Genomic DNA, 23863 nt, shown 5'->3' on the forward strand with positions numbered 1-23863 from the left:
TGATTATCTGAGGGTAGGGGATTTCTTTGGGTCGTGGTGCGGATATGACGCCGCCTATGCGTTGGCGGTTGGGTGTTGCTGGTGGGGTGGCGCTGGTTGTGCTGCTTGTTGACCAGCTGACCAAGCTTGCGGTTCGTGCCGTGGGCGACGCCTTGCATGTGACCGTCATCCCCGGTGTTATCGACTTTATGTTTGTCCGCAATATCGGTGCTGCCTTTAGCATGGGCGAGGGGCATGGCATCGCGTTTGCCGTGCTGGCGTTGGCGGTCATTATCGCTATTGCCGTGTACCTCGTTCGTGCACCCCAGCTCGCCCATCTTGAGGTTGTGGGCATGGCGATGGTTGCAGGCGGTGCTATCGGCAACGCTATCGATCGTTTGGCCTTTGGCTTCGTGACCGATTTTATTGCCACCACCTTCATCGACTTCCCCGTCTTCAATGTGGCCGATATCGGCATTACGGTCGGTGTCGTGCTCGCCCTCTTCGGTTACATCTTCTTGAGCCCCGCGGCCCGTGAGGTCGATGCGACCGCCGAGCTTAACGCCCGTGATGAGGCCCGCGCCAAGCGCAAGGCTAAACAACGTGGGGAGCGTGCCCGCAAGATTCGCGAAAGGAATGAGCGTTAATGGCCGACATCCATATTCTTGTTGCCGACGATTCCGCTGGCCAGCGTCTCGACGCCTATCTGGGCGCCAACGACGGCTGCCCCACGCGCTCTGCCTGCGCGCATCTGATCGAGGGGGGCGCCGTAGTAATCAATGGCGAGACCTGCCTGTCCAAAAAGTACGCCGTGCGCGCCGGCGATCGCATTTCGGTCGACCTGCCCGAGCCGCACGATCCCACCGATGTGATTCCCGAGGCCATCCCGCTCGATATCCGCTACGAGGACGACTATCTCATTGTCCTCTCCAAGCAGCGCGGCCTGGTGTGCCATCCTGCGCATGGTCATGAGAGCGGTACGCTCGCGAATGCCCTGGTCTATCACTGCGGTATCGACCATCTGGGCACCGTGCAGGGCGAGGACCGCCCCGGTATCGTACATCGTTTGGATCGCGATACCTCGGGTCTTATGCTTGCGGCAAAGGACGACGACACCCAGCGCGCGCTCCAAAATCTTATCCGTACGCGCACGCTCGACCGCCGCTACATTACGCTCGTTCACGGTCATATCGCCATGGATGAGGGCACCATTAACACCGGCATTGCCCGTTCTACACGTGACCGTGTCAAGATGGCGGTTTCCGATGATCCTTTTGCGCGCCAGGCCATCACGACCTTTAAGGTCCTTGAGCGCTTTGATTCCACGCGCTTTGATGACGGCTACACGCTCGTTGAGTGTCACCTGTTTACCGGTCGCACGCATCAGATTCGCGTGCACATGCGCCATATCAACCACGCCTGCGTGGGCGATCCGCTCTACGGTAAGTGCGATGCGCGTGCCGATCGGGGCCTGACCAGGCAATTCCTCCATTCCTGGCGCGTGGCGTTCGATCACCCCGTGACGGGAGAGCGCATTGAGTGCCGCGACGAGCTGCCGTGGGATCTCGCCGCCGTCCTCGACGACTTAGCCCCGCGTTCGCTTGGTCGCACTGCTGCCGGCGACGAAATCGTACCGCAGCTCGGCCTGCTCGAAGCCTAGCCAGTATTAGGTGGTTTCTTGAACTCGGTAAGCCTGCGGTAAGATATACGGTTGTTTACGTAACACGTTCCTGGGAGCCTGCATGCTCGCCTTTTTACAAACCAACACACCCATCGTGATCTTCAACCAGATCGTCGTCACGCTGCTCACGGTCTGCTTCTTGTACCAGGTGGTCTTCTTTGTCATCGGTGCTCTCCGCGGCGAGGTCGCGCCTCCCAAGGCCAAAAAACTCCACCGGTATGCCTTCTTTATTGCAGCACACAACGAGGAGGCCGTTATCGCCAACCTCGTTCGCTCCATCAAGGACCAGGATTATCCGTCCGAGCTCATCGAGGTCTTCGTGGTCGCCGATGCCTGCACCGATAACACCGCGCAGCTCGCGCGCGAGGCGCGCGCTGTCGTGTACGAGCGAAACGACCTGGCCCGTAAAGGCAAGAGCTGGGTCATGGACTTTGGTTTTGACCGCATTCTTAACGAGTATCCCGATACCTTTGAGGGCTACTTTATCTTCGATGCCGACAACGTTATCTCCCGCGATTACGTCTCCAAGATGAATGACGCCTTTGACCAGGGCTTCCATGTGGTCACAAGCTACCGCAACTCCAAGAACTTTGGCAGCTCGTGGATCTCGGCTGCCAACGCCACTTGGTACCTGCGCGAGGCGCGTTTCCTTAACAACGCGCGTAATATCTGCAAGACGTCCTGTGCCGTCTCGGGTTCGGGCTACCTCATCTCCGCCAGTGTTATCGAGGGTATGCACGGCTGGCAGTTCCACACGCTGACCGAGGATATTCAGTTCACCACGTTCTGCGCCATTCACGGCATTCGCATTGGCTATGCGCCGGCGGAGTTTTTTGACGAGCAACCCGTGACGTTTAAGGCGTCCTGGAAGCAGCGTATGCGCTGGACCAAGGGCTTCTACCAGGTGTTCTTTACCTACGGTAAGCATCTGGTCAAATCGACGTTCCGCTATCATCGCTTTGCCGCATATGACATGTTTATGACCATCGCTCCGGGCATGCTGCTGTCCCTGATCTCCATGCTCGCCAACGCGACCTTCCTCATCGTTGGCGGACTTTCGCATGGCTTCTTGGCCACCGAGGTCGAGATGCAGGCTTGTGCCGCCTCGCTCATTATGACCTTCGCGATGATGTATCAGACCTTCTTTATCCTGGCGCTGCTCACGACTATCTTCGAGTACAAGCACATCCATTGCGCGCAAAAGTGGCGCCTGGTGACCAACCTGTTTACCTTCCCGATCTTTATGTTCAGCTATATCCCCATTACGGTGGCTGCGTTGTTCCTGAAGGTCGACTGGGTCCCGACGCAGCATGCCGTCAGCGTTACCCTCGACGAGGTCATGCAGGGCGCTAAATAACCACCACCAAAACCACCACGAAGGGGACAGGCACCTCTGTGGTGGTTTTTGCTTTTGAGTGACTGCCCCGGGAGGTGTTCAATGGTCTATATTCCCTTTTGGATCTGCGCCTTTGCCGGTGCGGTGATTGATGTCCGTGAACGGCGGTTTCCCAACGCGCTTGCCGCCGCATGCGCCGTGGCGGCGTTTGCAGGCGTTTGGCTGGACAGGGGCTTGAACACGGCGCTTGACCACGCCGGTCCTGCCGTTATCGTGTACCTTTCCCTTGTGCTGACCGAGTCGCTTTGGCGGCGTTTCCGCCAGGCCCCCGGCATCGGCATGGGGGATGCCAAGGCGCTTTTCGCGCTTTGCACGCTCGACCCCCTGGGCGGCATCGTGGCATTTGCCGTCGCGCTCCTGGTCCTGGCCCTCTCCTGCCTCTTCACAAAATCGCGCTCCCTGCCATTGCTCCCGTTTTTGGTGCCGATATTTGCCATAATCGAGGTCGTGGGCTGGACATTGTAACCGATTGCGCATCCTTTTTAAGGAGCATGCCATGGCAACTAATCAAGAAACGGCCGTCATTAAGGCGCGCATGGACCGCATTCCCGCGGCGTTGTCGCCCGAGCTGGTCGAGCGTATCGCCGCCGACCGCGCCTCGGGTGTCGTTAATCCTTATCGATGCTGCGACGACCAGGTCATTCGTCGTATAGATCGCGCTGCCGACAAAGGCACGCTTATGCGTCCGGCGTTTATGCGCGATACCGAAAAGATTCTTCATCTTCCTGCGTACACGCGTTATGCAGGCAAAACGCAGGTCTTTAGCTTTCGCAGCAACGACGACCTGTCGCGGCGCGGCCTTCATGTGCAGCTCGTCTCGCGCATTGCCCGCGATATCGGCCGTGCCCTGGGCCTCAACTGCGATTTGATCGAGGCGATTGGCCTGGGCCACGATTTGGGCCACACGCCCTTTGGCCATGCCGGCGAGCGTTTCCTCAACGATATCTATCACGAGCGTACGGGTCGTTATTTTTTCCATAACGTGCAGTCCGTCCGCGTGCTCGACGCGCTGTACGGCCGCAACGTGTCGCTCCAGACGCTCGACGGCGTGCTGTGCCATAACGGCGAGTACGAGCAGCGTGTCTTTGAACTCTCGGACATGGCGTCGTTTGACCAGTTCGACCGTACCGTCGAGGACTGCATTGCCACGGGCTATGGCGCGATCGAGCACCTGCGCCCCATGACCCTCGAGGGCTGTGTGGTGCGTATCTCGGATATCCTCGCCTACGTCGGTCGTGATCGTCAGGACGCCATTGCGGCGGGCCTGCTGTCGCCCGACGCTTTTGACGATGGTCGGGGCGGCGCCTATAACAGCTGGATTCTCACGCACGCTTCCATCGATATCGTTGAGCATAGCTATGGCAAACCGCGTATCGAGATGAGCGAGGACCTGTTTGAGGAGATCCGCCGGGCGAAGCGCGAGAACTACGAGAAGATCTATAGCAAGGGCGGTATCGAAGGCGATTCCGAGGAGGAGCTGCGTGAGGCCTTCGAAAAGCTCTACGACCGTTGCCTGCAGGATCTAAATAAAGGCGACGAGTTCTCTTACATCTTTAAGCATCATGTTTCGCGCATTGAGCAGCAGCTTTTCTACTACGATCGCACCTATGCCTGGCAGGACGACAAGGATCAGGCCGTCGTCGATTACATCGCAAGCATGACGGATGGTTATTTCTGCGAGCTGACGAGCAAATTGTTCCCAGGTCTAAAGTTTCCGCACCGCACCTATATTAACGAACGGTAGTTCGTATCCTTTCGGTATACTGTTGGTCAACAACGATTTTGATTAATGCACGGGATGGCTATGGACGACCTTTTTTCTGCTTCGACGCGCGAGCGCTCCTTTAAAAATGCGCCGCTTGCGGTGCGTATGCGCCCCAATTCGCTCGACGAGTATGTGGGCCAGCAAAAGGCCGTCGGTAAGGGCTCGTGGCTGCGCGCCGCGATTGAGCATGACGTGCTGTCGAGCGTGATTCTGTACGGCCCGGCTGGCACGGGCAAGACGACGCTGGCCCACATTATCGCCAACCATACCAAGAGCGAGTTTGTCGAGGTCAGCGCCGTGACGGGCACTGTGAAGGACCTGCGCCGCGTAATCGATGAGGCTAAGACCCGTCTGAACACCTACGACCGCCGCACCATTCTGTTTATCGATGAGATCCATCGCTTCTCTAAGTCGCAGCAGGATGCCTTACTGCATGCGGTTGAGAACCGCACCGTCATTATGATTGGCGCCACGACGGAAAACCCGTACTTTGAGGTCAACTCGGCATTGCTCTCGCGTGGGCGTGTGGTAGAGCTTGAGCACCTGAAGGACGAGGATATCGCCATGCTCATTGAGCGTGCGCTCGAGGCGCCGCAGGGTTTAAACGGTAAGTTCTCGGCCGATGAGGATACGGTTAAGACCATCTGCACGCTGGCAGCGGGTGACGCTCGGTCGGCGCTCACGACACTCGAGCTTGCGAGCGAGATTGCCGTCACGCGTCCCGATACCGAGGGTACGCCAGCGCCTGCGGCGGGGGAACGCTATCCCATTACCGTGGACGACGTGAAGATCGCCAATCCGCGTCGTGGGTTTTCGTATGACAAAAACGGTGATATGCACTACGACATTATTAGCGCGTTCATCAAGTCCATGCGAGGCAGCGATCCCGATGCCACCATTTATTGGCTTGCGCGCATGATCGATGCGGGGGAGGATCCCAAGTTTATCGCTCGCCGCATTATGATTCAGGCTTCCGAGGATGTTGGCAACGCCGACCCGCAGGCGCTTTTGGTGGCACATGCCGCATTTAAATCTGCCGAGGTCATTGGCTATCCCGAGTGTCGCATCAACCTGGCTCAGGCTGCGCTCTATGTGTGCCTGGCGCCTAAGTCCAACGCGTGTGAGGCCTCGATCGATGCGGCGCTGGCCGATATCCACAGCAGTGGTCTTCGCGAGGTGCCCAGCTACCTGCGCGATCGTCACCGTCCCGGCAGCGACGAGTACGGTGTATACAAGTACCCGCACGATTATCCCGAAGGCTGGGTCGATCAGCGCTATTTGCCCGAGGGGTTGGAGCGCGGCGCGTTCTGGCAGCCTGCCGGCCGCGGTTGGGAAGAGTGGCGTGTGGAGCAAAGCGAGCGCGACCGTAGCGGCAACGCTCCCAAGTAGGCCATTGGTGCCTCGCGCATTCCCTTTGGGTATCTTTGCCCTTCTTTGGGGTACCATGAAAAACGTCTGTATTTCGATTCCTTCGGGAGGCTTGTATGAGTCCCATTCAAATCGCCCTGCTGGTGCTCGCCGTTGCCGGCGTGTGGGCTGTTGTCGAGCTCGCGCTCACGCTGCGCAAGACCCGCACCGTCGTCGACTCGCTCGACAAGACGGTGAGCGACCTCAATAATACGCTCGCCGAGGCACAGCCCGTGGTGGCAAAGCTCGATGGCGCTGTCGATGAGCTCACCCCCGCGCTGGCACAGGTTGAGCCGCTCCTCAAGTCGAGCAAGACTGCCGTTGATGCTCTGACGTCTAACCTCGTTGAGGTTGAGGCGGTCGTTCGCGACATCTCCGAGGTCACGGGCAGCGTGGCCGAGGCCAGCAATGCCGTATCGAGCGTGACTGATTCTGCTGCTGGCGCCGTGCAGAAGCTCTTTAATAAGGTGAAGGCTCCTGCAGCCGACGCCGATCGCAAGCTCGCCGCTGCCGCCGCCGAGGCCGAGCAGCCTACTGAGCGCGTTCTGATTGGCGATGACGATGCCGCTGCTGACGATGACGATGTTCAGAAGCCCGCTGCTAAGCCTGCTCAGTATTACACCTATACGCCTGTCGAGACCTCCGAGGAGTCCTGCGATGAGTAGTGAAGCAACCTGCCCCATTACGCTGAGCGTTGCCGGTGATCCGCGTCTCGCGCGCTTGGTGCGCATGACGGCCGCCAACGTCGGCGCCCTGTGCTCTATGTCCGTCGATCGCATCGAGGATATCCGCATGGCTGCCGAGGAAGCCTTCATCTTTGGGTGCACCGCGGTCGACTGCGACGACATCACGATCAATTTCGATGTGGACGAATCTCACGTCGGCATGACCTTTACCTTTGGGGAACAGGCCACCGTCGACGAGGATGACCAGGCTGCTGTGTATGCCGAGCTCATTCTTGCAAGCGTGTGCGATTCCTACGAAAAGACTGCGGCGCCTCTAACGCTTTCCCTCGACCTCAAGGCGGATATCTAATATGACCGAACGTTCCCGGAGCGGCAAGACCGCTTGGGACAAGGAGAAAACCCGCGAGCTGTTTCGTCGTTATAAGGAGACCGGTGATCCGGATGCTCGCGAGCAGCTCGTCATGTCCCATATGAACCTGGTAAGGTTTCTTGCCAACAAATTCAAGAACCGCGGCGAGCCGCTCGATGACCTTTTGCAGGTCGGGTACTTGGGCTTGCTCAAGGCTATCGACCGCTTTGACCCTGAACGCGGACTCGAGTTCACGACGTTTGCCACGCCCACCATCTTGGGCGAGATTAAGCGCCACTTCCGCGACAAGGGCTGGAGTGTGCGCGTGCCGCGTCGTCTGCAGGAGCTCTCTGCCAAGGTTAACCAGGCCACCGATAAGCTCACCAACGAGCTTCAGCGTTCGCCCAAGGTTGAGGAAATCGCCGATTACCTTGGCGTGACCGTTGACGAGGTGCTCGAAGCCATGGAATCGTCCTCGGCCTATACCTCGGTGCCCATCGAGGCTCCCGGCGCGTCCGACTCCGACGATGCTCCCTCGATTCTCGATCGCTATGCCGACGACGACAACGAGCTCGACTTTACCGATGACCGTCTGGTAATCGAGGAAGCCATCCGCGATTTCTCGCCTCGCGAGCGCGAGGTTATCGAGCTGCGTTTTGTGAAGGGCATGACCCAGATCGAGATTGCCAAGAAGCTGGGCATCTCGCAGGTGCAGGTTTCGCGTCTGCTGCGCCGCACGCTTAAGAAGATTCAAGATAAGATTGACCCCGACGGAGTGATGGTTCGTTCATGAGTGAGCACCCCCAACAAATCGACCGCACGCTTCGCGATACCCGCATTCTGACGCTGCGCATTTGGGGCGTCGTCGGCTGCATTGTCATCGTTGCCGTCATCTTTAACCTTATGGGCATCCTGGCACCGGTCATCGAGTTTCTCGCTGTCGGTTCCATCATCGCTTTTGTGATGTCTCCGATCACCAACTGGCTCGAGCATCACGGCGTCGGACGTGGCCTCGGTTCGCTCATCGCACTCATTGTGGTTGTTGCCGTGCTCGTCGGCGTCGTCTGCATCCTATCGCCTATTTTGCTCGGTCAAATCATGGAAGTCCTGAGCCGCCTGCCCGAGCAGCTTCGTGTTGCGGGTGGCGATCTCAACGAGATGCTCTCGCACGCTAAGACGCTCAACAACACGCCGCTCAAGGAGTATCTGGACGACAATCTTTCTTCGCTGGTTACCGTAGCGTCCAAGTACGTCTCGCAAATCGCTGCCGAGCTCGGACGCGGTGTGTTTCCGCTCATTACCAACACGGCCTCGCAGCTGTTCGTCATCTTCCTGGGTCTGGTGCTTGCCTACTGGCTTGCCTGCGATTATCCCCGCATGCACCACGAGGTCTGCACCATCATCGGACAGGAAAAAGAGACCTCGTACCGCTTTATGGTTGCCATCCTTTCACGCTCGGTCGGCGGCTATATGCGCGGCATGGTCGTGACGTCCATCTGCGGTGGCTTTTTGGCTTTTATCGGCTTTACGCTCATTGGCCATCCATACGCAGCGCTCATGGCCATCTTTACCGGCATTATGCACTTGGTTCCGGTTGTCGGTCCCTGGGTGAGCGCGGCGATCGCCACGGTGCTCGGGTTTATGTTCAGCCCTATGCTGGCGTTATGGACGCTTGTCGTGACCATGGTGGCTCAAAACGTCACCGATAATGTCATTTCGCCCAAGGTCATGCAGAGCTCGGTGCAGGTGCATCCCGTCATGAGCCTTACGGCCCTCGTTATCGGTTCGGCACTCATGGGTCCCATCGGCATGGTTATCGCTATTCCGCTGTGCGCGGCCCTTAAGGGCATTTTCGTCTACTACTTTGAGAACGAGACCGGCCGTCAGCTCGTGGCATACGACGGCGCCGTGTTTAAGGGCACTCCGTATCGCGATACCGATGGTAACCCAGTTGCCGCCTACGACGCGCTCGGCGATGACACCTTCATTTACGAGTCCGAGCTCATCGGCAACGAGACTGCGCCCGAGGCCAAGGCCATGCCCAAGCCCGAGTTTGATAATCCCTGGATTAAGCTCTCTGGCCTGCAGCCCGATGCCACGGGCTTCTTCAAGAACCCCTTTGCCAAGGACGATGACTCCAACTCGGACGACACCAAAACCGGCATCGACGGCTCCATGGACGATGACGATAACTAGCGGGGTAATTCGGGTTAACATTCATACGCGCTAACATGCAATTTCGCTGAAGGGCCGGCATTGTGCCGGCCCTCTTTTTTGCACAGGCGCGGTGGGATGGTAATATCGTTACGTTTGAACTGTTTCGATGTGAAACCGAGGAGATTCCCTCTATGAGTGCTGACTACCCGTCAATGACTACGGCCGAGATTCGCTCCAAGTTCCTCAACTTCTTTGAGGAGCGCGGTCTTAAGCTCTATCCTTCTTCGTCCCTCGTCCCCGACGATCCTTCGCTGCTGCTTGCCAACGCCGGCATGAACCAGTTTAAGGAGTACTACCAGGGCAAGAAGACCATGAAGGAGATCGGCGCGATCTCCTGCCAGAAGTGTGTCCGCACCAACGACATCGACTGCATCGGTGAGGACGGCCGTCACCTGTCCTTCTTTGAGATGCTCGGCGACTTCTCCTTTGGCGGCGTCTCCAAGCAGCAGGCCTGCGCTTGGGCCTTTGAGCTCATCACCAAGGAGTTCAAGCTGCCGCTCGACCGCCTGTACTTCACCGTCTTTACCGAAGACGACGAGACCCACGACGTGTGGCGCTCTCTGGGCGTTGCCGAGGATCACATCTCCCGCCTGGGCGAGGACGACAACTTCTGGGCCGCTGGCCCCACCGGCCCCTGCGGTCCGTGCTCCGAGATCTACTTTGACATGGGCGAGGAGGTCGGTTGCGGCAGCCCCGACTGCAAGCCTGGCTGCGACTGCGACCGCTTCCTTGAGTTCTGGAACCTCGTGTTTACCCAGTACGACCGCCAGGAAGACGGCTCCATGCCGGAGCTGCCGCACCGCAACCTCGATACGGGCATGGGTCTGGAGCGCATGGCCGCCATCATGCAGCACAAGACCGCTAACTACGACGGCGATCTGATGCAGCACCTCATCAAGCTCGGTGAGAAGATCAGCGGCAAGACCTATGACGCCGACGATTACTCCGGTGCCAGCCGCTCCCTGCGCATCATCGCCGACCACTCCCGTGCCGTCGACTTTATGATCTCCGACGGCATCCTGCCCGGTAACGAGGGTCGCGAGTACGTCCTTCGCCGCCTGCTCCGTCGTGCCGTGTTCCACGGTCGTCTGCTGGGCATCGAGGGCGCCTTCCTGACCAAGTTTATCGACGAGGTCAACGCTCAGATGGGCGAGGCTTATCCCGAGCTGCTCAAGAACGTCGCGCTCGTTAAGGGTATCGTCGCCTCCGAGGAGGAGCGTTTCTCAACGACGCTCGACAACGGCCGCGTTTACCTGGACGAGGCCCTGGCCGCGCTCGCCGACGGCGCTGTCCTTCCGGGCGATGTTGCCTTTAAGCTTCACGACACCTTTGGTTTCCCCATCGACCTGACCGTCGAGATTGCCGGCGCTGCTGGCCACGACGTCGACATGGACGGTTTCACCGCCTGCATGGAGGACCAGAAGGCTCGCGCTCGCGCCAACGCTAAGGGCGATGCCTGGGGCAGCTTCAATGACGTGTGGGTCGAGCTTTCCGACAAGGTTGCCGCGACCGAGTTCGACGGCTATGACAACGACGCCATCGAGGGCGCCAAGGTTGTCGCCATCGTGCGCAACGGCGAGTCCGTCGAGTCCGCTGCTGCCGGCGAGGATGTTGAGGTCGTGCTCGACCGCACCCCGTTCTATGCCGAGATGGGTGGCCAGCAGGGCGATGCCGGCAAGCTTTCCGCCGAGGGCGTTGTTCTGGCCGTTGCCGACACCAAGAACCACAACGGCCTGTATGCTCACGTCGCGCACGTTGCCGAGGGCACGCTGACCGTCGGTGCTACCGTGACCGCCGCGCTCGACGCCGAGCGCCGTGGCTTCCTGCGCCGCAATCACACCGCCACCCACCTTCTCGACGCTGCGCTTAAGCAGGTTCTGGGCGAGCATGTCTCCCAGGCCGGCTCGCTGGTGACGCCCGAGCACCTGCGCTTTGACTTCACGCACTTCGAGGCTCTGTCTTCCGAGCAGCTCAAGGCTGTCGAGGACCTGGTCAACCAGCAGATCTTCGCTTCCAAGCCGGTTGTGACCCGCGTTATGGGCATCGATGAGGCCAAGGCCGCCGGTGCTGTTGCCCTGTTTGGCGAGAAGTACGGCGACGTCGTCCGCGTCGTTTCCGTGGGCGCCGAGGACCAGCCGTTCTCCCGCGAGCTCTGCGGTGGCACCCATGCCGCCAATACCGCCGAGATCGGCCTATTCAAGATCATTTCCGAGTCCTCTACGGGCTCGAACGTCCGTCGTATCGAGGCCGTGACCTCTAAGGGCGCTCTCGATTACATGGCCGACCGCCTGGCACTTGTTGACGCCGCTGCCGCTGCGCTCAAGTGCCGCGCGGACGAGGTTCCCGCTCGCGTGGAGAACCTGCAGGCCGACCTGCGCGAGACGTCCAATAAGCTCAAGAAGGCTCTGACCGGTGGCTCCTCCGATGCCATTTCCGGCGCCATCGACGGCGCTGTCGAGCTGAACGGTTACAAGCTCGTTGTCGCTGAGCTCCAGGGCCTTGAGGCTGCTGACCTGCGCAACGTCTGGGATACCGTGCACCAGAAGGTCGCCGGCCCTGTCGCCTGCGTCGTCGCCAGCGTGACCGAGAAGGGCACGCCTGCGCTGCTCGCCGCCGGTTCCGATGACGCCGTGAAGGCCGGTTTCCACGCCGGCAACGTGATCAAGCAGATCGCGGGCCTGGTCGATGGTCGCGGTGGCGGCCGTCCCAACATGGCCCAGGCCGGTGGCAAGAACGCCGCCGGTATTGCCGATGCCCTCGCGGCCGCTAAGACCGCGCTCGGCGCCTAAGAAGTCGCTGTGGTCGCGCTCGCGCTGGACATAGGGGAGACCAGGATCGGTATTGCCGTCTCGAGCCGTGATGGCAAGATGGCGATGCCTGTCAAGGTGCTTCCGGCTGCCGAGGTCACCGGTATGGCCAAGACGTTTCGCTACCTGGTCGAGGACTATGAGCCCGATATCCTGGTAAGCGGACGTCCCTTGACCATGGCCGGTGAGCCCGGCCCCCAGGCCGAGCGCGTTGCCGCCGTGGCCCAAAAGATTGCCGACAAGCTCGAACTTCCGCTGGAGTTTGAGGACGAGCGCTTGTCCTCGCAAGAGGCCAAACGCATCCTGCGCGAGCAGGGCCTCAACGAAAAACAGATGAGAGGCAAGATTGACATGATCGCCGCCAGCCTGTTTTTGCAGACATGGCTTGATCGTAAAAACGAGGAGGTCTCGCATGCCTAGCGCTTCCGATCCGCGCCAGCCGATTCGTACACGTCAGCCTGTGCCGCGCCCTGCCCAGCCTGGCCAGCGTCCGGCACAGCCGACGCAGCGCGCAGCTCAGCCTGCCGCGCGCCCGGTGCAGTCCTCCTCTCGTTTGGCTCAACCTGCTCAGCGGACGGTTCGACAGCCCACTGCTCGTACGGCCCAGCCTGCAGGCGGTACCCGCTTTAAGCAGCAGGCACCTACCCAGCGAGCACAGGCCCCCCAATCGCATTCGCATCACGCTCGCGGTTCGCACGGCGTTGCTCCGGCCACGCGATCGAGCTACAACACGCATGCTCGTCGCGGTGCCCAAAAGAAAAGCTCCCCGGTGCCTATGATTATCGGCGTCGTCGTCGCCGTGCTAGCGCTTGTCGCGATCGTTTTCTTTGTCGTGCCGGCCGTCAAGGGCTTCTTTGTCGGTGAGGATTCGAAGGTCACGGCTGGTCAGCAGGTTACGGTGACCATTCCTGACGGTGCTTCGGGCGATACGATCGCCTCGATTCTCTCCGAGAACCATATCGTCGAAAATCCCAAGGATTACTATGCGGCGGTGAAAAAGCTCAACGCCGATATGTCGCTCAAGCCTGGTACTTATTCGTTCACCACGCTCATGGACGCGACTAAGGTGGTTCAGCAACTCATGGAAGGCCCCAACGCTGGCTCCAATGCGCTGACGATTCCCGAGGGCTTGACGGTCGATCAAGTCGCCGACCGTGTGGCCCAGGCCTACAATAGCATCTCTAAGGAAGACTTCCTCAACCAGGCCAAGGCCTCCAACTACGTGGACGACTATAGCTTCCTTAGGGGCGCGGCCAATGATTCGCTCGAGGGCTTCTTGTTCCCCAAGACCTATTCGCTGGGCGATTCGCCGACGGCCGATGATGTGATTCGCGCCATGCTCGATCAGTTTAAGACCGAGTACAAGTCGCTTGACTTTGCGAGCTGCGAGGCGAAGATCAAGGAACGCTACGGTGTGGAGATGTCCGACTACGACATCGTCAACTTGGCCTCTATTGTTGAGCGCGAGGGCCTCAACGCCGATCAACGTGCGCACGTGGCCTCGGTTTTTTACAACCGCCTTGCCGGCAAGCTCGACGGTCTGCGTTATCTCAACAGCGATGCGACCATGATGTATGTCACCGGCGGCGAGGTTGCCGCCGACGACCTGCAGAGCGATAGCCCGTATAACACCTATAAGCACGAGGGCCTGCCGCCCACGCCCATCTGCTCTCCGTCGCTCGAGGCGCTCAAGGCCACCCTTGAGCCGACCGACTCCGATGACCTGTATTTCTACATTACACAGGACGAGGAGTACTTCTCGCAAACCTACGAAGAGCATCAACAGTCTTGGAATTAGCATGAGGATTTTTAGCCCCAAACGATACGTTGCCTCGGTCGATCGCATCGACCTTGATACCCTGTGGGCCGACGGCAAACGCGCCATTCTGCTCGATCGCGATAACACCCTGGTGCCGCGCGACACCGAGCAGGTTCCCGCCGCGGTTTCCGCTTGGCTTGACGCCGCCCGCGCCAAAGGCTTTAAGCTGTGCATGGTGTCCAACAACTGGCATCGCGACCAGGTCATGAGCTCTGCACGCGAGCTGGGACTCGAGGCCATTAGCCACGCCATGAAGCCGGCGCCGTTTGCCCTCAAGGCGGGTCTTCAGCGCCTCGGCGCCACGGCCGACGAGGCGGTACTGATCGGTGATCAGCTCTACACTGACGTGTGGAGTGGCAATTTAGCCGGCGTCGATACCATCCTGGTAAAGCCGCAGGCGACGCAGGACCTGTGGTATACGCAGATCTTCCGTATTTTTGAGCGCCGGGCCCTGCGCGACCTTCCCTGCGAGGAATAGGTTTCGCCATGTCTCAGCACATCAAACACGGCTGCGACCATATTTTCTTTATCGGCTTTTTGGGCGCGGGCAAGTCGACGCTCGCGCGCAACGTCGGCACCATGTTCAAGCGGCGTTTTATCGATACCGACCGCCTGGTCGTGCGCCGTTGCGGCAAGTCGGTAACCGAGATTTTTGAGACCGAGGGCGAGGACCGTTTTCGCGAGCTCGAGACCTCGGCGCTCCGTTCGCTCCAAAGCGAGCGCAGCCTGTTGGTTTCGTGCGGTGGCGGTATCGTCGAGACACCGGTGAATATTGAGCTGATGCACGATATGGGTACGTGCGTGTACCTCGAGGGCGACTTCGAGGATTCGATTCGCCAGATTCGTCGGTCCGACACGCGCCCCGATTTCCGCTCGCCCGAGCATGCCGCGCGCCTGTTTGAGCATCGCCGTCCGCTGTATCGTCAGGCCGCAGATATTACCCTTGATATTCGCAACAAGTCCTTCGAGGACGTTTCCTACCTTTGTGCCGAGATGCTTTTGGAGCGTGGACTGCTATGATTCGCCGTCAATTGATCAATTTCCAAAATCGCAGTGTCGATGTTCGCGTCGGCTTTAACGCTTTTTGTGAGCTGTCGCGTATGTTTGCCTCGGCCGTGGGCAAGCCCAAGCGTGCGATGGTTGTCTGGAACAGCGCTGTTTCCGACCGCTTTGGCGAGATCGTTGAGCACGCTCTGGTCGATGCCGGCTTTGCCGTGTCGCTGCTCGTCCTCGAGGTTTCGCCTGCCGGTGCTACGCTGGCCGATGCCGATACCGTCTTTGGCGCCCTGTCGGCTAACGGCATTACCTGCGACGATCTGGTTGTCGCCGTTGGCGATGTCGCAACCTGCTCGGTTGTTAGCTGGTGCGCTAACCAGTGGTGCGGTCGCACCGAGTGCGCGCTGCTGCCGACGACGTTCGACGCCATGCTCACGGTCGCGACGACCATGAAGCCGCTCGTCGCCTCGTCGGCCAATGCGCTTCCCGCTATCGCGTTTCGTCCCGAACCGGGCTTGGTCGTGTGTGACCTCGACCTTGTTCGCGAGACGGACCCCGAGGACCTCAAGCTCGGCTTTGTAGTACTTGTTGGCACCATGCTTTCGAGCAGTAAGTCCCGCTGGAATCAGTTTACTGAGACCGTCCCCGAGATTCTCGCGGGCGAGGAAGTCGCGCTCGTCAATGCTGTTCAATGGTCTCAGACTGCCCGCAAGGACGTACTGATGGCCACGAACCCGAGCGCCCGCCATGCGCTCGATTTTGGCAAGACGGGGGAGCGTACCCTGCGCGCTTGCTTGGGCGATGCCGCCTCGCAGGTCCCTGCCTACCAGCTGTTGTCCGAGGGCATGCGCTTTGAGGCGCGCGTTGCCCACGATGCCTGCGACTTCGATATCGATTACGTCTTTGAGGTCGATGACTGCTTGGAGGACTTTGGTATCGAGGAACTTGCCTTCGATCTGGAGCCTGCCGCATATATCGAGGAGTTCCGTAGGCAGCAGTTCGCGCGCTCAAACCGCAGTATGCTGCCGCTGCCCGCGGCACTCGGCGCCATTCGCCTAACGAACGTTGAGGACGAGGTTCTTGAGCGCCATGCTCACGCCTACTTGGCTTCTCGCACAGAACTTCTCTAAGATTTATTGACTTCCATCGTCTTTCGTATCATGTTGAGGGGCGGGTTTCCAATCGGTTGCGGATCGCATGCGATTCCGTCGTTCGGTTGAGACCCGTCCCGTCTATATAGAGACAACAAGAAAGGAATCTGCATGTCTGAGTTTGCTGCCGGTCCTGCCGGTCGTATCGAACGTGTCCGTGCCCTGATGGCCGAGCGTGGCTACGACGCCATCGTGGTGCGCGACGAGGCCAACCTTCGTTGGCTTACGGGCGTGAAAGGCGTCTTCGACTACACCTTCGAGTTCCCGCACGCTGCGTTTATTACGGCCGACCAGTGCCTGTTCCACACCGACTCGCGCTACCTCAACAGTTTTGAGGAGAACACGCCCGCCGGCAGCCCCTGGGTCTACGACATGGATGAGGGTACCATCCCCGGTTGGGTCGCCGGCAAGATCGCGGCCAACAAGTGCCGCGTCTGCGCTGTCGAGGACGACATGCAGATCAACTTCTACCAGGGTATTCAGCGCGGCCTGGAGGACCGTTCCGTCGCCTGCATGTTGCCGCTGATGCATGACGACATTCGCAAGATGCGCGCCATCAAGGACGCCGAGGAGATCGAGCTCATGCGCCATGCGCAGTCGATCACCGATGCCGCCTTCCAGCATATGCTCGGCTTTATTAAGCCCGGCATGACCGAGAAGCAGGTTCGCAACGAGCTCGAGAACTTTATGTTCGCCAATGGCGCCGACAGCCTGGCCTTCGGCTCCATCGTGGCGAGCGGCCCCAATACCGCCAACCCGCATGCCGTTCCGAGCGACCGCGTGATCGAGAAGGGCGACTTCGTCCTCATGGATTACGGCGCGGGCTACTGCGATTATCGTTCCGACATGACGCGCACCGTCGTGATGGGCGAGCCCACGCAGGAGCAGCTTGACCTGTACGCGCTCGTGCGCCGTACGCACGAGGAGTGCGTCGCCGCCATCCATCCGGGCGTCGAGGGCAACGACATTTTTAAGCTTTCCAAGAAGATCATTGGCGATGCCGGCTATGGCGATTACTACAACCATGGTCTGGGCCACGGCGTCGGTATCGACATCCACGAGCTGCCCAACTTCAACCGCAGCAAGAATATCATCGAGGTTGGCTCGGTTATCACCATGGAGCCCGGCGTGTACCTGCCCGGTGTTGGCGGCGTGCGCTTGGAGGACTACGGCGTGGTCACCGAGAACGGCTACGAGCCCTTCACCAAGACGCCGCACGACCTTCACGTCATCGATTGCTAGCCCATTTCGATAGATTTTTGGGGCGGGGCGTCCGGATCGATTCGGACGCCCCGCGTTCTCTTTTTATGCGCTCGCTGCAGGTGCCGTCTGCAAGTGTATAATTTCCGTCGTATGTAATTTGGACGCTTGTGCGTTCTGCCCATAACAAGAAAGGTCGCTATGCCTACCATTTCTACCGCCGACTTTAAGAACGGCCTCGGTCTCCGCATCAAGGACAAGGTCTACACCATCGTCGAGTTCCAGCATGTCAAGCCGGGCAAGGGCGGCGCGTTTGTGCGCTACAAGACCCGCGACATCAAGAGCGGTCGCGTCGTCGAGAACACCTGCAACGCCGGCACCAAGTTCGAGAGCGTCATGCTCACCACCCGTGAGTTCCAGTACCTCTACAACGATGGCGCCGATTACATCTTCATGGACAACGAGACCTATGAGCAGGTTCCCGTTCCCGAGGACATGGTGGGCGAGAACTCCAAGTGGCTGCGCGAGAACGACATCTGCCAGCTGCTCTTCGCCGACGATGAGCTCATGGGCGTGACCCCGCCGATGTTCATCGAGACCACCATCGTCCAGACCGACCCGGGCTTTAAGGGCGACACCGTCCAGGGTTCCACCAAGCCGGCCACGATCGACACCGGCGCTGTCATCCAGGTCCCCATGTACCTCAACGAGGGCGAGGTCATCAAGGTTGACACCCGCGACGGCAAGTTCGTCTCCCGCGTCTAGCAACCAACTCTTCTAGGAGGACTCATGCCCCAGGAAATCAAGATTGACGGCATCGGCATTTCGCCCGATGTTCTGACCGCCATCGTCTCGCGCGCCGTGTCGGATGTCGAGGGCATCGCCTCCGTTGGCGTCAAGGACCTTGCCACCAACCTTGTCTCCATGATGCTCTCGTCCAAGGCCCCGGCTTCCGAGCCGGCGGTCGAGGCCGAGGTCATCGGCGACAAACTCGCGCTCACCGTGCGTGTCGTGGTGTTCTTTGGCTATCCGTTCAAGAAACTCGCCGAGGCCGTTCGCGCCGCCGTGGTCGCCGCCATCGATGCCCAGGTTGGCGTCGAGGTCGAGCGCGTTGACGTTTGCATTGACGGCCTCGTTTTCCCCAAGGAGTAACCTTTGAGCCTTAAGGTTTATCGCGGGCGTACGCTTGCCCGCAGTCAGGCGCTGCAGCTGCTGTTCCAGGCCGAGGCCACGGACAGCCCGCTCGAGCGCGTCCTCGAGGGCGATTTCCTGATCTCGAAGGGTCCCCTCGACCCCTATGCGCTGGAGCTTTGCCGCGGTGCCTACGAGCATATCGATCGCATCGACTGTGCCCTGCGCGCCGTCGCCAAGAACTGGGATCTTATGCGCATGCCCGGCGCCGACCGTAACCTGCTGCGTATCGCCGTCTACGAGATGCGTTTCCTCACCGACGAGGAGGTCTCGGACGCTATCGTGATCAACGAGGCCGTCGAACTTGCCAAGGCCTATGGCACCGACCAGTCCGCGTCGTTCGTCAACGGCGTGCTGGGCAAGATCGCGCGCAGCGAGGAGTTGCCGGGCGAGGACCTGTACCAGGAATTGCTGGCCGAGGATCGCGCTCGCGAGGAGGCCCAGGCTGCTGAGGCTGCCGCCAAGGTCGCTGCCGCTCAGGCTACCGCCGGTGTACTTGCCGAGGATGTGGACGCTGCTGAGGCCGTCGAGGCCGACTCCGTCGAGGAGTAGCCATGCCAGAGGGTTCTGTCCGCAACTTTGACGAGATTTCGGACCGTCTGGACCAGATCATCGCTACCGTTCGCTCCAAGGATACGTCCTTGGAGCGTTCACTCGATCTGTTTGACGAAGCGATTGAGCTGGGCTCCCGCGCGGTCGATATGGTCGACAAGTTTGAGCTGACGCCGCGTGAGGCCGATAAGCTCGAGCAGGAATACGATGAGGATGCGGCTAACGAATCCCAGGATAGCTAGGCCGCATCTCCGGATACGAATGGTTGATGGCATTCATGAAACGCGTGCGTCTTGATGACGAACTGATTTCACAGGGCATCTGCGCCGATCGCGCGGATGCCCTTCGCACTCTTATGGCCGGATTGGTCTCGAGTGGCGGCGAGCGCTTGACTTCGCCGGGCCTTAAGGTGATTCCGGGTCTGCCACTGCACGTGAAGGGGCGCATTCCCTATGTTGGCCGCGGCGGTCTTAAGCTCGAAGGCGCGCTTGATGCGTTTGGCATCAATCCGACGGGCCTTAGCTGTCTGGATGTGGGCTGCTCTACCGGCGGCTTTACCGATTGCCTGCTCAAGCGCGGAGCTGCGACCGTTGTCTCGGTGGACGTGGGTCGCGCCCAGTTCGATTGGTCGTTGCGTCAGGATGATCGCGTGACGCTGCATGAGCGCACAAACGTGACGCAGCTGCCTGAGCTTGGCTATGCCTGTGCCATCGACCTGGCTGTATGTGATGTCTCATTTACCGGCATCGCGAATATCATCGACGCCGTGCTGGCGTGCCTGAAGCCTTCGGGTTCGTTCTGCACGCTCGTAAAGCCCCAGTTTGAGGCGCCGGCTGCGCTGGTGGGCGAGGGCGGTATCGTGACAGATCCCACTGTGCGTGTTGACACGCTCGTGGCGGCGATTGAGCTCTTTGCCGCCAAGGGCCTGTTCCCGCTTGACGTGTGCGTGTCGCCCATCCATGGCGCCAAGGGCAACGTGGAGTTTTTCCTGTACGGCACGAGGTTTGCCCCCAGCGAGCACTCCGATGACGAGTTGCAATCCCAGGTATCGGCTTTGAGCGAGAAAGCTGCAACGCTATGAAGGTCTTTCTGGTTCCCAATTACTACAAGCAAGAGGCGGTCGAGAGCGGCCTGATGCTCGAGCTCTGGCTGACGCGCCAGGGCTACGAGGTCGCTTGGGCTGCCGACCAGCGCTCCAAGATCCAGAGTACGCCCGACGTGGATGGTGCCGACCTTGTCATCACGCTCGGCGGCGACGGCACGCTGCTGCGCGCCGCCCGCATCCTCAACTATCGAGAGATTCCTATTCTGGGTCTTTCCTATGGTCACCTGGGCTTTTTGACGGCGGCCAGTCCCGAGGAACGCGATATTCTGCAGGTTGTGAGCGATGCCCTGTCCGGTGAGCTCCACGTGAGTCGTCGCGCCACGATCGCTGCAGACATCGTTTCTGTGCGCGAGGACGGCACCAAGGATGTCGTGCGTTCTTTTGCCCTCAACGACATGGCGCTCACGCGCGGGCCGCTTTCCGATATGGTCGAGTTCGATATCACCGTTTCGGGCCACCATATCGATCGCTTGCGCGGCGATGGTGTGGTCGTGTCTACGGCAACTGGTTCCACGGGCTATGCCCTCAGTGCCGGCGGTCCTATCGTGAGCCCGGATTACACGGGCATGGTCTGCGTGCCTATCGCGCCGCATACTATTCAGGCCCGTGCCTTTTTGACCTCGCCGAGCGATGTCGTCGAGATTTTTATGTCTGATGACCGTCCGAGCGTTCCGGCGATCGCTATCGATGGACAGTTTATTACCTGCGATGGCACCGTTGAGAGCGTGGCGGTGCGCCGCGGGCCCGGCGATGTGCTGCTGCTCGACTACGGCCCCGAGAGTTTTTACAACTCGGTGAGCCGCGTATTCTACGGAGTCCGTCATGATCGATGAGCTGCAGGTTTCTAACATTGCACTCATTCGCGAGGCGACGCTGGTGCCGAGTACCGGCCTGACTGTCCTGACCGGCGAGACCGGTGCCGGCAAGACCGCGCTGCTCTCGGCCCTTAAGCTTATTTTGGGTGAGCGCGCGGATTCGTCGACGGTGCGCGAGGGCGAGGCGCTGGCGAGTGTCGAGGCGCGCTTGTTCGACGGCCCGCACGACACGGAAGGCTTCACGGTCCAGCGCAGCCTTTCTGCCGAGGGCCGCAGCCGCGTGAAGATTGACGGCCGCATCGCCAGTGTGCGCGAGCTTTCGGAGCGCGTTGGCGTGATGATGGATCTGTGCGGCCAGCACGAGCACCAGCGCTTGCTCGACCCGGCGCATCACGTTGCGATGGTCGATGCGTGGGCAGGGCGCTCTGCGCTCGAGGCGCTGGATGCGTATCGCGCCTGCTTTAAGGCATCGCGCGCTGCCGCCAAGGAGGTTCGACGCGTCGAAGAGGCCTCACGTGCGCAGGGGAGCCGCGTCGAGGAGGCGCGCTTTGCCCTCGAGCGCATCGGCGAGGTCGACCCCAAGCCGGGCGAGTATGAGGAGCTCGAGGAGCTGCTGCCGCGCTCGGAGCACGCCGAGGTCTTGGTGGCGACGGCTAACGATGCCCATGCATCGCTTGCCGCCGAAGGGGGAGCGCTCGATGCCGTGAACAGTGCCGTGGCAGAGCTTTCTCGAATGGCTACCGTCGATCGCAAACTGGGCGACATTGCCGATGCACTTTCGGATGCTTGTATCTCCCTTGAGGATTGCGCGAACGAGCTTCGTGCCTATCGCGATGGCATCGCCTTCGACGCGCGCGAGCTCGCTCGCATGCGTGAGCGGTATTCCGACCTCAAGGGCCTGTTGCGTCAGTGGGGTCCCACTATGGACGATGTTTTCGCCATGCGCGATCGCTCTCAAGAGCTGCTGTCCCTGGTTGATGATGGCGATGAACAGATCAAAAAGGCGCGTGAAGCGCTTGGCGCGGCGGAGCGCGAACTGTTTGCTGCCGCCAAGGCGCTTAAGCGCGCTCGCAATACGGCGGCCCCGCGCTTCTGTCACGAGGTTGGCCGCCAGATGGCTCGCCTGGAGATGGGCGGCGCCGAGCTCGTCTGGGAGTCGCGCGATCTTCCCCGTGCTGAGTGGACGCCCGTTGGTCCTTCGAGCTACGAGCTGCTATACCGTAGCGGTGCCGGCTTGACGCCGCGCCCCCTGCGTCGAATTGCGTCGGGCGGCGAGCTCAGCCGCGTCATGCTGGCGAGTAAGGTGGTTTTGGGTAACGCCGACGGTGTTGATACGCTCGTGTTCGATGAGGTCGATGCCGGTGTCGGCGGCTCCACGGCGCGTGCGCTCGCGGGCGTGCTGGCAGATCTCGCCGCTACACATCAGGTGATTGTCGTAACCCACTTGGCGCAGGTCGCCGTCATGGCTGACAAGCATTATGTCGTCAGCAAGGAACCGGGCGTGGTTCCCCAGACGCATTTGGACGAGGTAACCGGCGAAGCGCGTACCGCCGAGATCGCCCGCATGTTGAGCGGCGATCAATCGGAGGCGAGCTTAGCGCACGCCAAGCAGATGCTCGAAGAAGCTCGAGGTTAGGTCGTATCAGCGGTGTTGGTGGGACAAACTAGACTGAAATTTTTGTCCCACTACGCGTTTTACTCAACGACCTTATCCGGCTGGATGAGCTCCTCGTAGTAGCTGATATGTTCGCGAGCGTCTTCAATCTCGGGCAGCAGGAAGTTGTAGATGACTTCGATGATCATCGTGGCGCTGATCTTAGAGAACGCAAAGTCGCCCGTCGTCAGCAGCGCTTCGTGGTTGACGGTATTAAAAGTGTAGTCTGCCAGGCGCGCGAGCGGGGATTTGCTGTCGCTGCTGATGACGACTACGGTTGCGCCGCAGTCGCGAGCCGCTTTTGCCATGCGATTCAAACGGCGCGACTTGCCCGAGTTTGAAATCAGTACGATAACGTCACCCGGGCGTAACGTGAGCGCAAAACCAATCGAGGTCTCGCTAATGGTGCTCGCCATGCAGCGCAGGCCCAGCTGCGAAAACTTAAACGTCGCATCGAGCGCGACCGCGTTCGTATTGCCCACAGCTGCAAACTCAATAACCCCTGCATGCTTAAGGGCATGCACGACAGCCGCCAGCGTATCGTGGTCGATTCCGTCGATGGTCGCATTAAGCTCGCTCACCTTGGCGGCCAGGATGTTCTTGAGGCTCTGCTCCATATTGTCGAGCGAGACCTCGTCAGTCAGGCCCTCGTTGCGCTGGCTTTCCAAATCCCTCGCCAGAGAAAACTGAAAGCTGCGGAAGCTACCAAAGCCCAGCTTGCGGCAGAAGCGCGAAACGGTCGCTTCGGACGTGGCAGCGGCGCGCGAGAGCTGAGCCGCCGTGAGGCGTGGCGCCTCGGACTGGTGCTCCAATATATAGTCGACAATGCGCTGCTCGGACTCGCTGTATCCCTGGTGGGTACTAATGAGGGAAAGTGCGCTCTTGCTACTATCGGTCATGGATGGCTCCTGGTTGGCATGAAAATCGGACTCGTTTGTATTCTCATAGTATAGGGGGATTTTCAATAACAAGATACACCTTGCCGTTTCAAGTGTTGATGGTAAACTTTCACCTACCGTTTACGGTTATGAAAGAACCTTTCACCGGAGAATTGCGCCTTGTCTCTTCTCACGCGGACGGTAGGTTGGTATCT

Annotated in this window: 25 protein-coding genes; 24 read left to right on the top strand and 1 reads right to left on the bottom strand. The window is 59.9% G+C overall.

Annotation, left to right across the window (positions count from 1 at the left end):
* The first annotated feature begins 44 nt into the window (after nt 1-44).
* From lspA to DXA43_RS02720, 24 genes are all read left to right on the top strand, one after another.
* On the top strand, nt 45-626 hold the full coding sequence (gene lspA / locus DXA43_RS02605; protein WP_117806223.1) for a signal peptidase II: 582 nt from the start codon (nt 45-47) through the stop codon (nt 624-626).
* Nucleotides 626-1639, top strand: coding sequence for an RluA family pseudouridine synthase (locus DXA43_RS02610; protein ID WP_117806174.1), 1014 nt, complete (start codon nt 626-628; stop codon nt 1637-1639). The genes lspA and DXA43_RS02610 overlap by 1 nt, the downstream gene beginning before the upstream one ends.
* A gap of 82 nt (nt 1640-1721) precedes the next feature.
* Nucleotides 1722-3017: a glycosyltransferase family 2 protein gene (locus tag DXA43_RS02615; RefSeq protein WP_117806175.1), complete on the top strand. Its 1296-nt coding sequence runs from the start codon at nt 1722-1724 to the stop codon at nt 3015-3017.
* Nucleotides 3018-3098: 81 nt separating this feature from the next.
* Nucleotides 3099-3521 carry a prepilin peptidase gene (locus tag DXA43_RS02620; RefSeq protein WP_089571722.1) on the top strand — a complete coding sequence of 141 codons (423 nt, stop codon included), beginning with the start codon at nt 3099-3101 and terminating at the stop codon, nt 3519-3521.
* Between the two features lie 31 nt (nt 3522-3552).
* Nucleotides 3553-4800, top strand: a complete 1248-nt coding sequence (locus DXA43_RS02625; RefSeq protein ID WP_117806176.1) for a deoxyguanosinetriphosphate triphosphohydrolase family protein — start codon at nt 3553-3555, stop codon at nt 4798-4800.
* Nucleotides 4801-4860: 60 nt separating this feature from the next.
* Entirely contained in the window at nt 4861-6210 is a 1350-nt protein-coding gene (locus DXA43_RS02630; protein WP_168170407.1) for a replication-associated recombination protein A, read from the top strand.
* Between the two features lie 95 nt (nt 6211-6305).
* Nucleotides 6306-6893, top strand: a complete 588-nt coding sequence (locus tag DXA43_RS02635) for a hypothetical protein (protein WP_117806177.1) — start codon at nt 6306-6308, stop codon at nt 6891-6893.
* Nucleotides 6886-7263 carry an ATP-binding protein gene (locus DXA43_RS02640; protein WP_117629310.1) on the top strand — a complete coding sequence of 126 codons (378 nt, stop codon included), beginning with the start codon at nt 6886-6888 and terminating at the stop codon, nt 7261-7263. The genes DXA43_RS02635 and DXA43_RS02640 overlap by 8 nt, the downstream gene beginning before the upstream one ends.
* A 1-nt stretch (nt 7264) precedes the next feature.
* On the top strand, nt 7265-8056 hold the full coding sequence (locus DXA43_RS02645; protein ID WP_117635146.1) for an RNA polymerase sigma factor SigF: 792 nt from the start codon (nt 7265-7267) through the stop codon (nt 8054-8056).
* Nucleotides 8053-9459 carry an AI-2E family transporter gene (locus DXA43_RS02650; RefSeq protein WP_117806178.1) on the top strand — a complete coding sequence of 469 codons (1407 nt, stop codon included), beginning with the start codon at nt 8053-8055 and terminating at the stop codon, nt 9457-9459. The genes DXA43_RS02645 and DXA43_RS02650 overlap by 4 nt, the downstream gene beginning before the upstream one ends.
* 152 nt (nt 9460-9611) lie before the next feature.
* Nucleotides 9612-12269: an alanine--tRNA ligase gene (gene alaS, locus DXA43_RS02655; RefSeq protein WP_117806179.1), complete on the top strand. Its 2658-nt coding sequence runs from the start codon at nt 9612-9614 to the stop codon at nt 12267-12269.
* Between the two features lie 9 nt (nt 12270-12278).
* Nucleotides 12279-12707, top strand: a complete 429-nt coding sequence (ruvX, locus tag DXA43_RS02660) for a Holliday junction resolvase RuvX (protein ID WP_117806180.1) — start codon at nt 12279-12281, stop codon at nt 12705-12707.
* The gene (gene mltG, locus DXA43_RS02665; RefSeq protein ID WP_233539998.1) at nt 12700-14085 is read left to right on the top strand and encodes an endolytic transglycosylase MltG; all 1386 of its coding nucleotides are present in this window, start codon (nt 12700-12702) and stop codon (nt 14083-14085) included. Before ruvX ends, mltG begins: the two co-directional genes overlap by 8 nt.
* A 1-nt stretch (nt 14086) precedes the next feature.
* Nucleotides 14087-14584: a YqeG family HAD IIIA-type phosphatase gene (locus tag DXA43_RS02670; protein ID WP_117806182.1), complete on the top strand. Its 498-nt coding sequence runs from the start codon at nt 14087-14089 to the stop codon at nt 14582-14584.
* Nucleotides 14585-14592: 8 nt separating this feature from the next.
* A complete protein-coding gene (locus tag DXA43_RS02675; protein WP_117806183.1) occupies nt 14593-15126 on the top strand; it encodes a shikimate kinase in 534 nt (177 codons plus the stop codon).
* The gene (locus DXA43_RS02680; protein WP_117806184.1) at nt 15123-16232 is read left to right on the top strand and encodes a hypothetical protein; all 1110 of its coding nucleotides are present in this window, start codon (nt 15123-15125) and stop codon (nt 16230-16232) included. Before DXA43_RS02675 ends, DXA43_RS02680 begins: the two co-directional genes overlap by 4 nt.
* Nucleotides 16233-16364: 132 nt before the next feature.
* Entirely contained in the window at nt 16365-17495 is a 1131-nt protein-coding gene (locus tag DXA43_RS02685) for a Xaa-Pro peptidase family protein (RefSeq protein ID WP_117806185.1), read from the top strand.
* Between the two features lie 159 nt (nt 17496-17654).
* Nucleotides 17655-18218 carry an elongation factor P gene (gene efp / locus DXA43_RS02690; protein ID WP_117806186.1) on the top strand — a complete coding sequence of 188 codons (564 nt, stop codon included), beginning with the start codon at nt 17655-17657 and terminating at the stop codon, nt 18216-18218.
* A 24-nt stretch (nt 18219-18242) separates the two neighbouring features.
* Nucleotides 18243-18605, top strand: a complete 363-nt coding sequence (locus DXA43_RS02695; RefSeq protein WP_035138197.1) for an Asp23/Gls24 family envelope stress response protein — start codon at nt 18243-18245, stop codon at nt 18603-18605.
* Nucleotides 18606-18608: 3 nt separating this feature from the next.
* Nucleotides 18609-19196 (top strand): transcription antitermination factor NusB, encoded by a 588-nt coding sequence (gene nusB / locus DXA43_RS02700; RefSeq protein ID WP_117806187.1) that lies wholly within the window; start codon nt 18609-18611, stop codon nt 19194-19196.
* Nucleotides 19197-19198: 2 nt separating this feature from the next.
* Entirely contained in the window at nt 19199-19438 is a 240-nt protein-coding gene (locus DXA43_RS02705) for an exodeoxyribonuclease VII small subunit (protein ID WP_006233978.1), read from the top strand.
* A gap of 35 nt (nt 19439-19473) precedes the next feature.
* Nucleotides 19474-20277, top strand: a complete 804-nt coding sequence (locus DXA43_RS02710; RefSeq protein ID WP_117806224.1) for a TlyA family RNA methyltransferase — start codon at nt 19474-19476, stop codon at nt 20275-20277.
* Nucleotides 20274-21134 carry an NAD(+)/NADH kinase gene (locus tag DXA43_RS02715; protein WP_117639364.1) on the top strand — a complete coding sequence of 287 codons (861 nt, stop codon included), beginning with the start codon at nt 20274-20276 and terminating at the stop codon, nt 21132-21134. The genes DXA43_RS02710 and DXA43_RS02715 overlap by 4 nt, the downstream gene beginning before the upstream one ends.
* Nucleotides 21124-22752 (top strand): DNA repair protein RecN, encoded by a 1629-nt coding sequence (locus DXA43_RS02720; RefSeq protein WP_117757237.1) that lies wholly within the window; start codon nt 21124-21126, stop codon nt 22750-22752. Before DXA43_RS02715 ends, DXA43_RS02720 begins: the two co-directional genes overlap by 11 nt.
* A gap of 59 nt (nt 22753-22811) precedes the next feature.
* On the opposite strand, the gene DXA43_RS02725 is transcribed toward DXA43_RS02720, so the two are convergent.
* Nucleotides 22812-23669 (bottom strand): MurR/RpiR family transcriptional regulator, encoded by an 858-nt coding sequence (locus tag DXA43_RS02725; RefSeq protein WP_117806188.1) that lies wholly within the window; start codon nt 23667-23669, stop codon nt 22812-22814.
* Nucleotides 23670-23863 lie beyond the last annotated feature (194 nt).

This window comes from Collinsella sp. OF02-10, from assembly GCF_003463445.1.
Classification (GTDB): Bacteria; Actinomycetota; Coriobacteriia; order Coriobacteriales; family Coriobacteriaceae; genus Collinsella.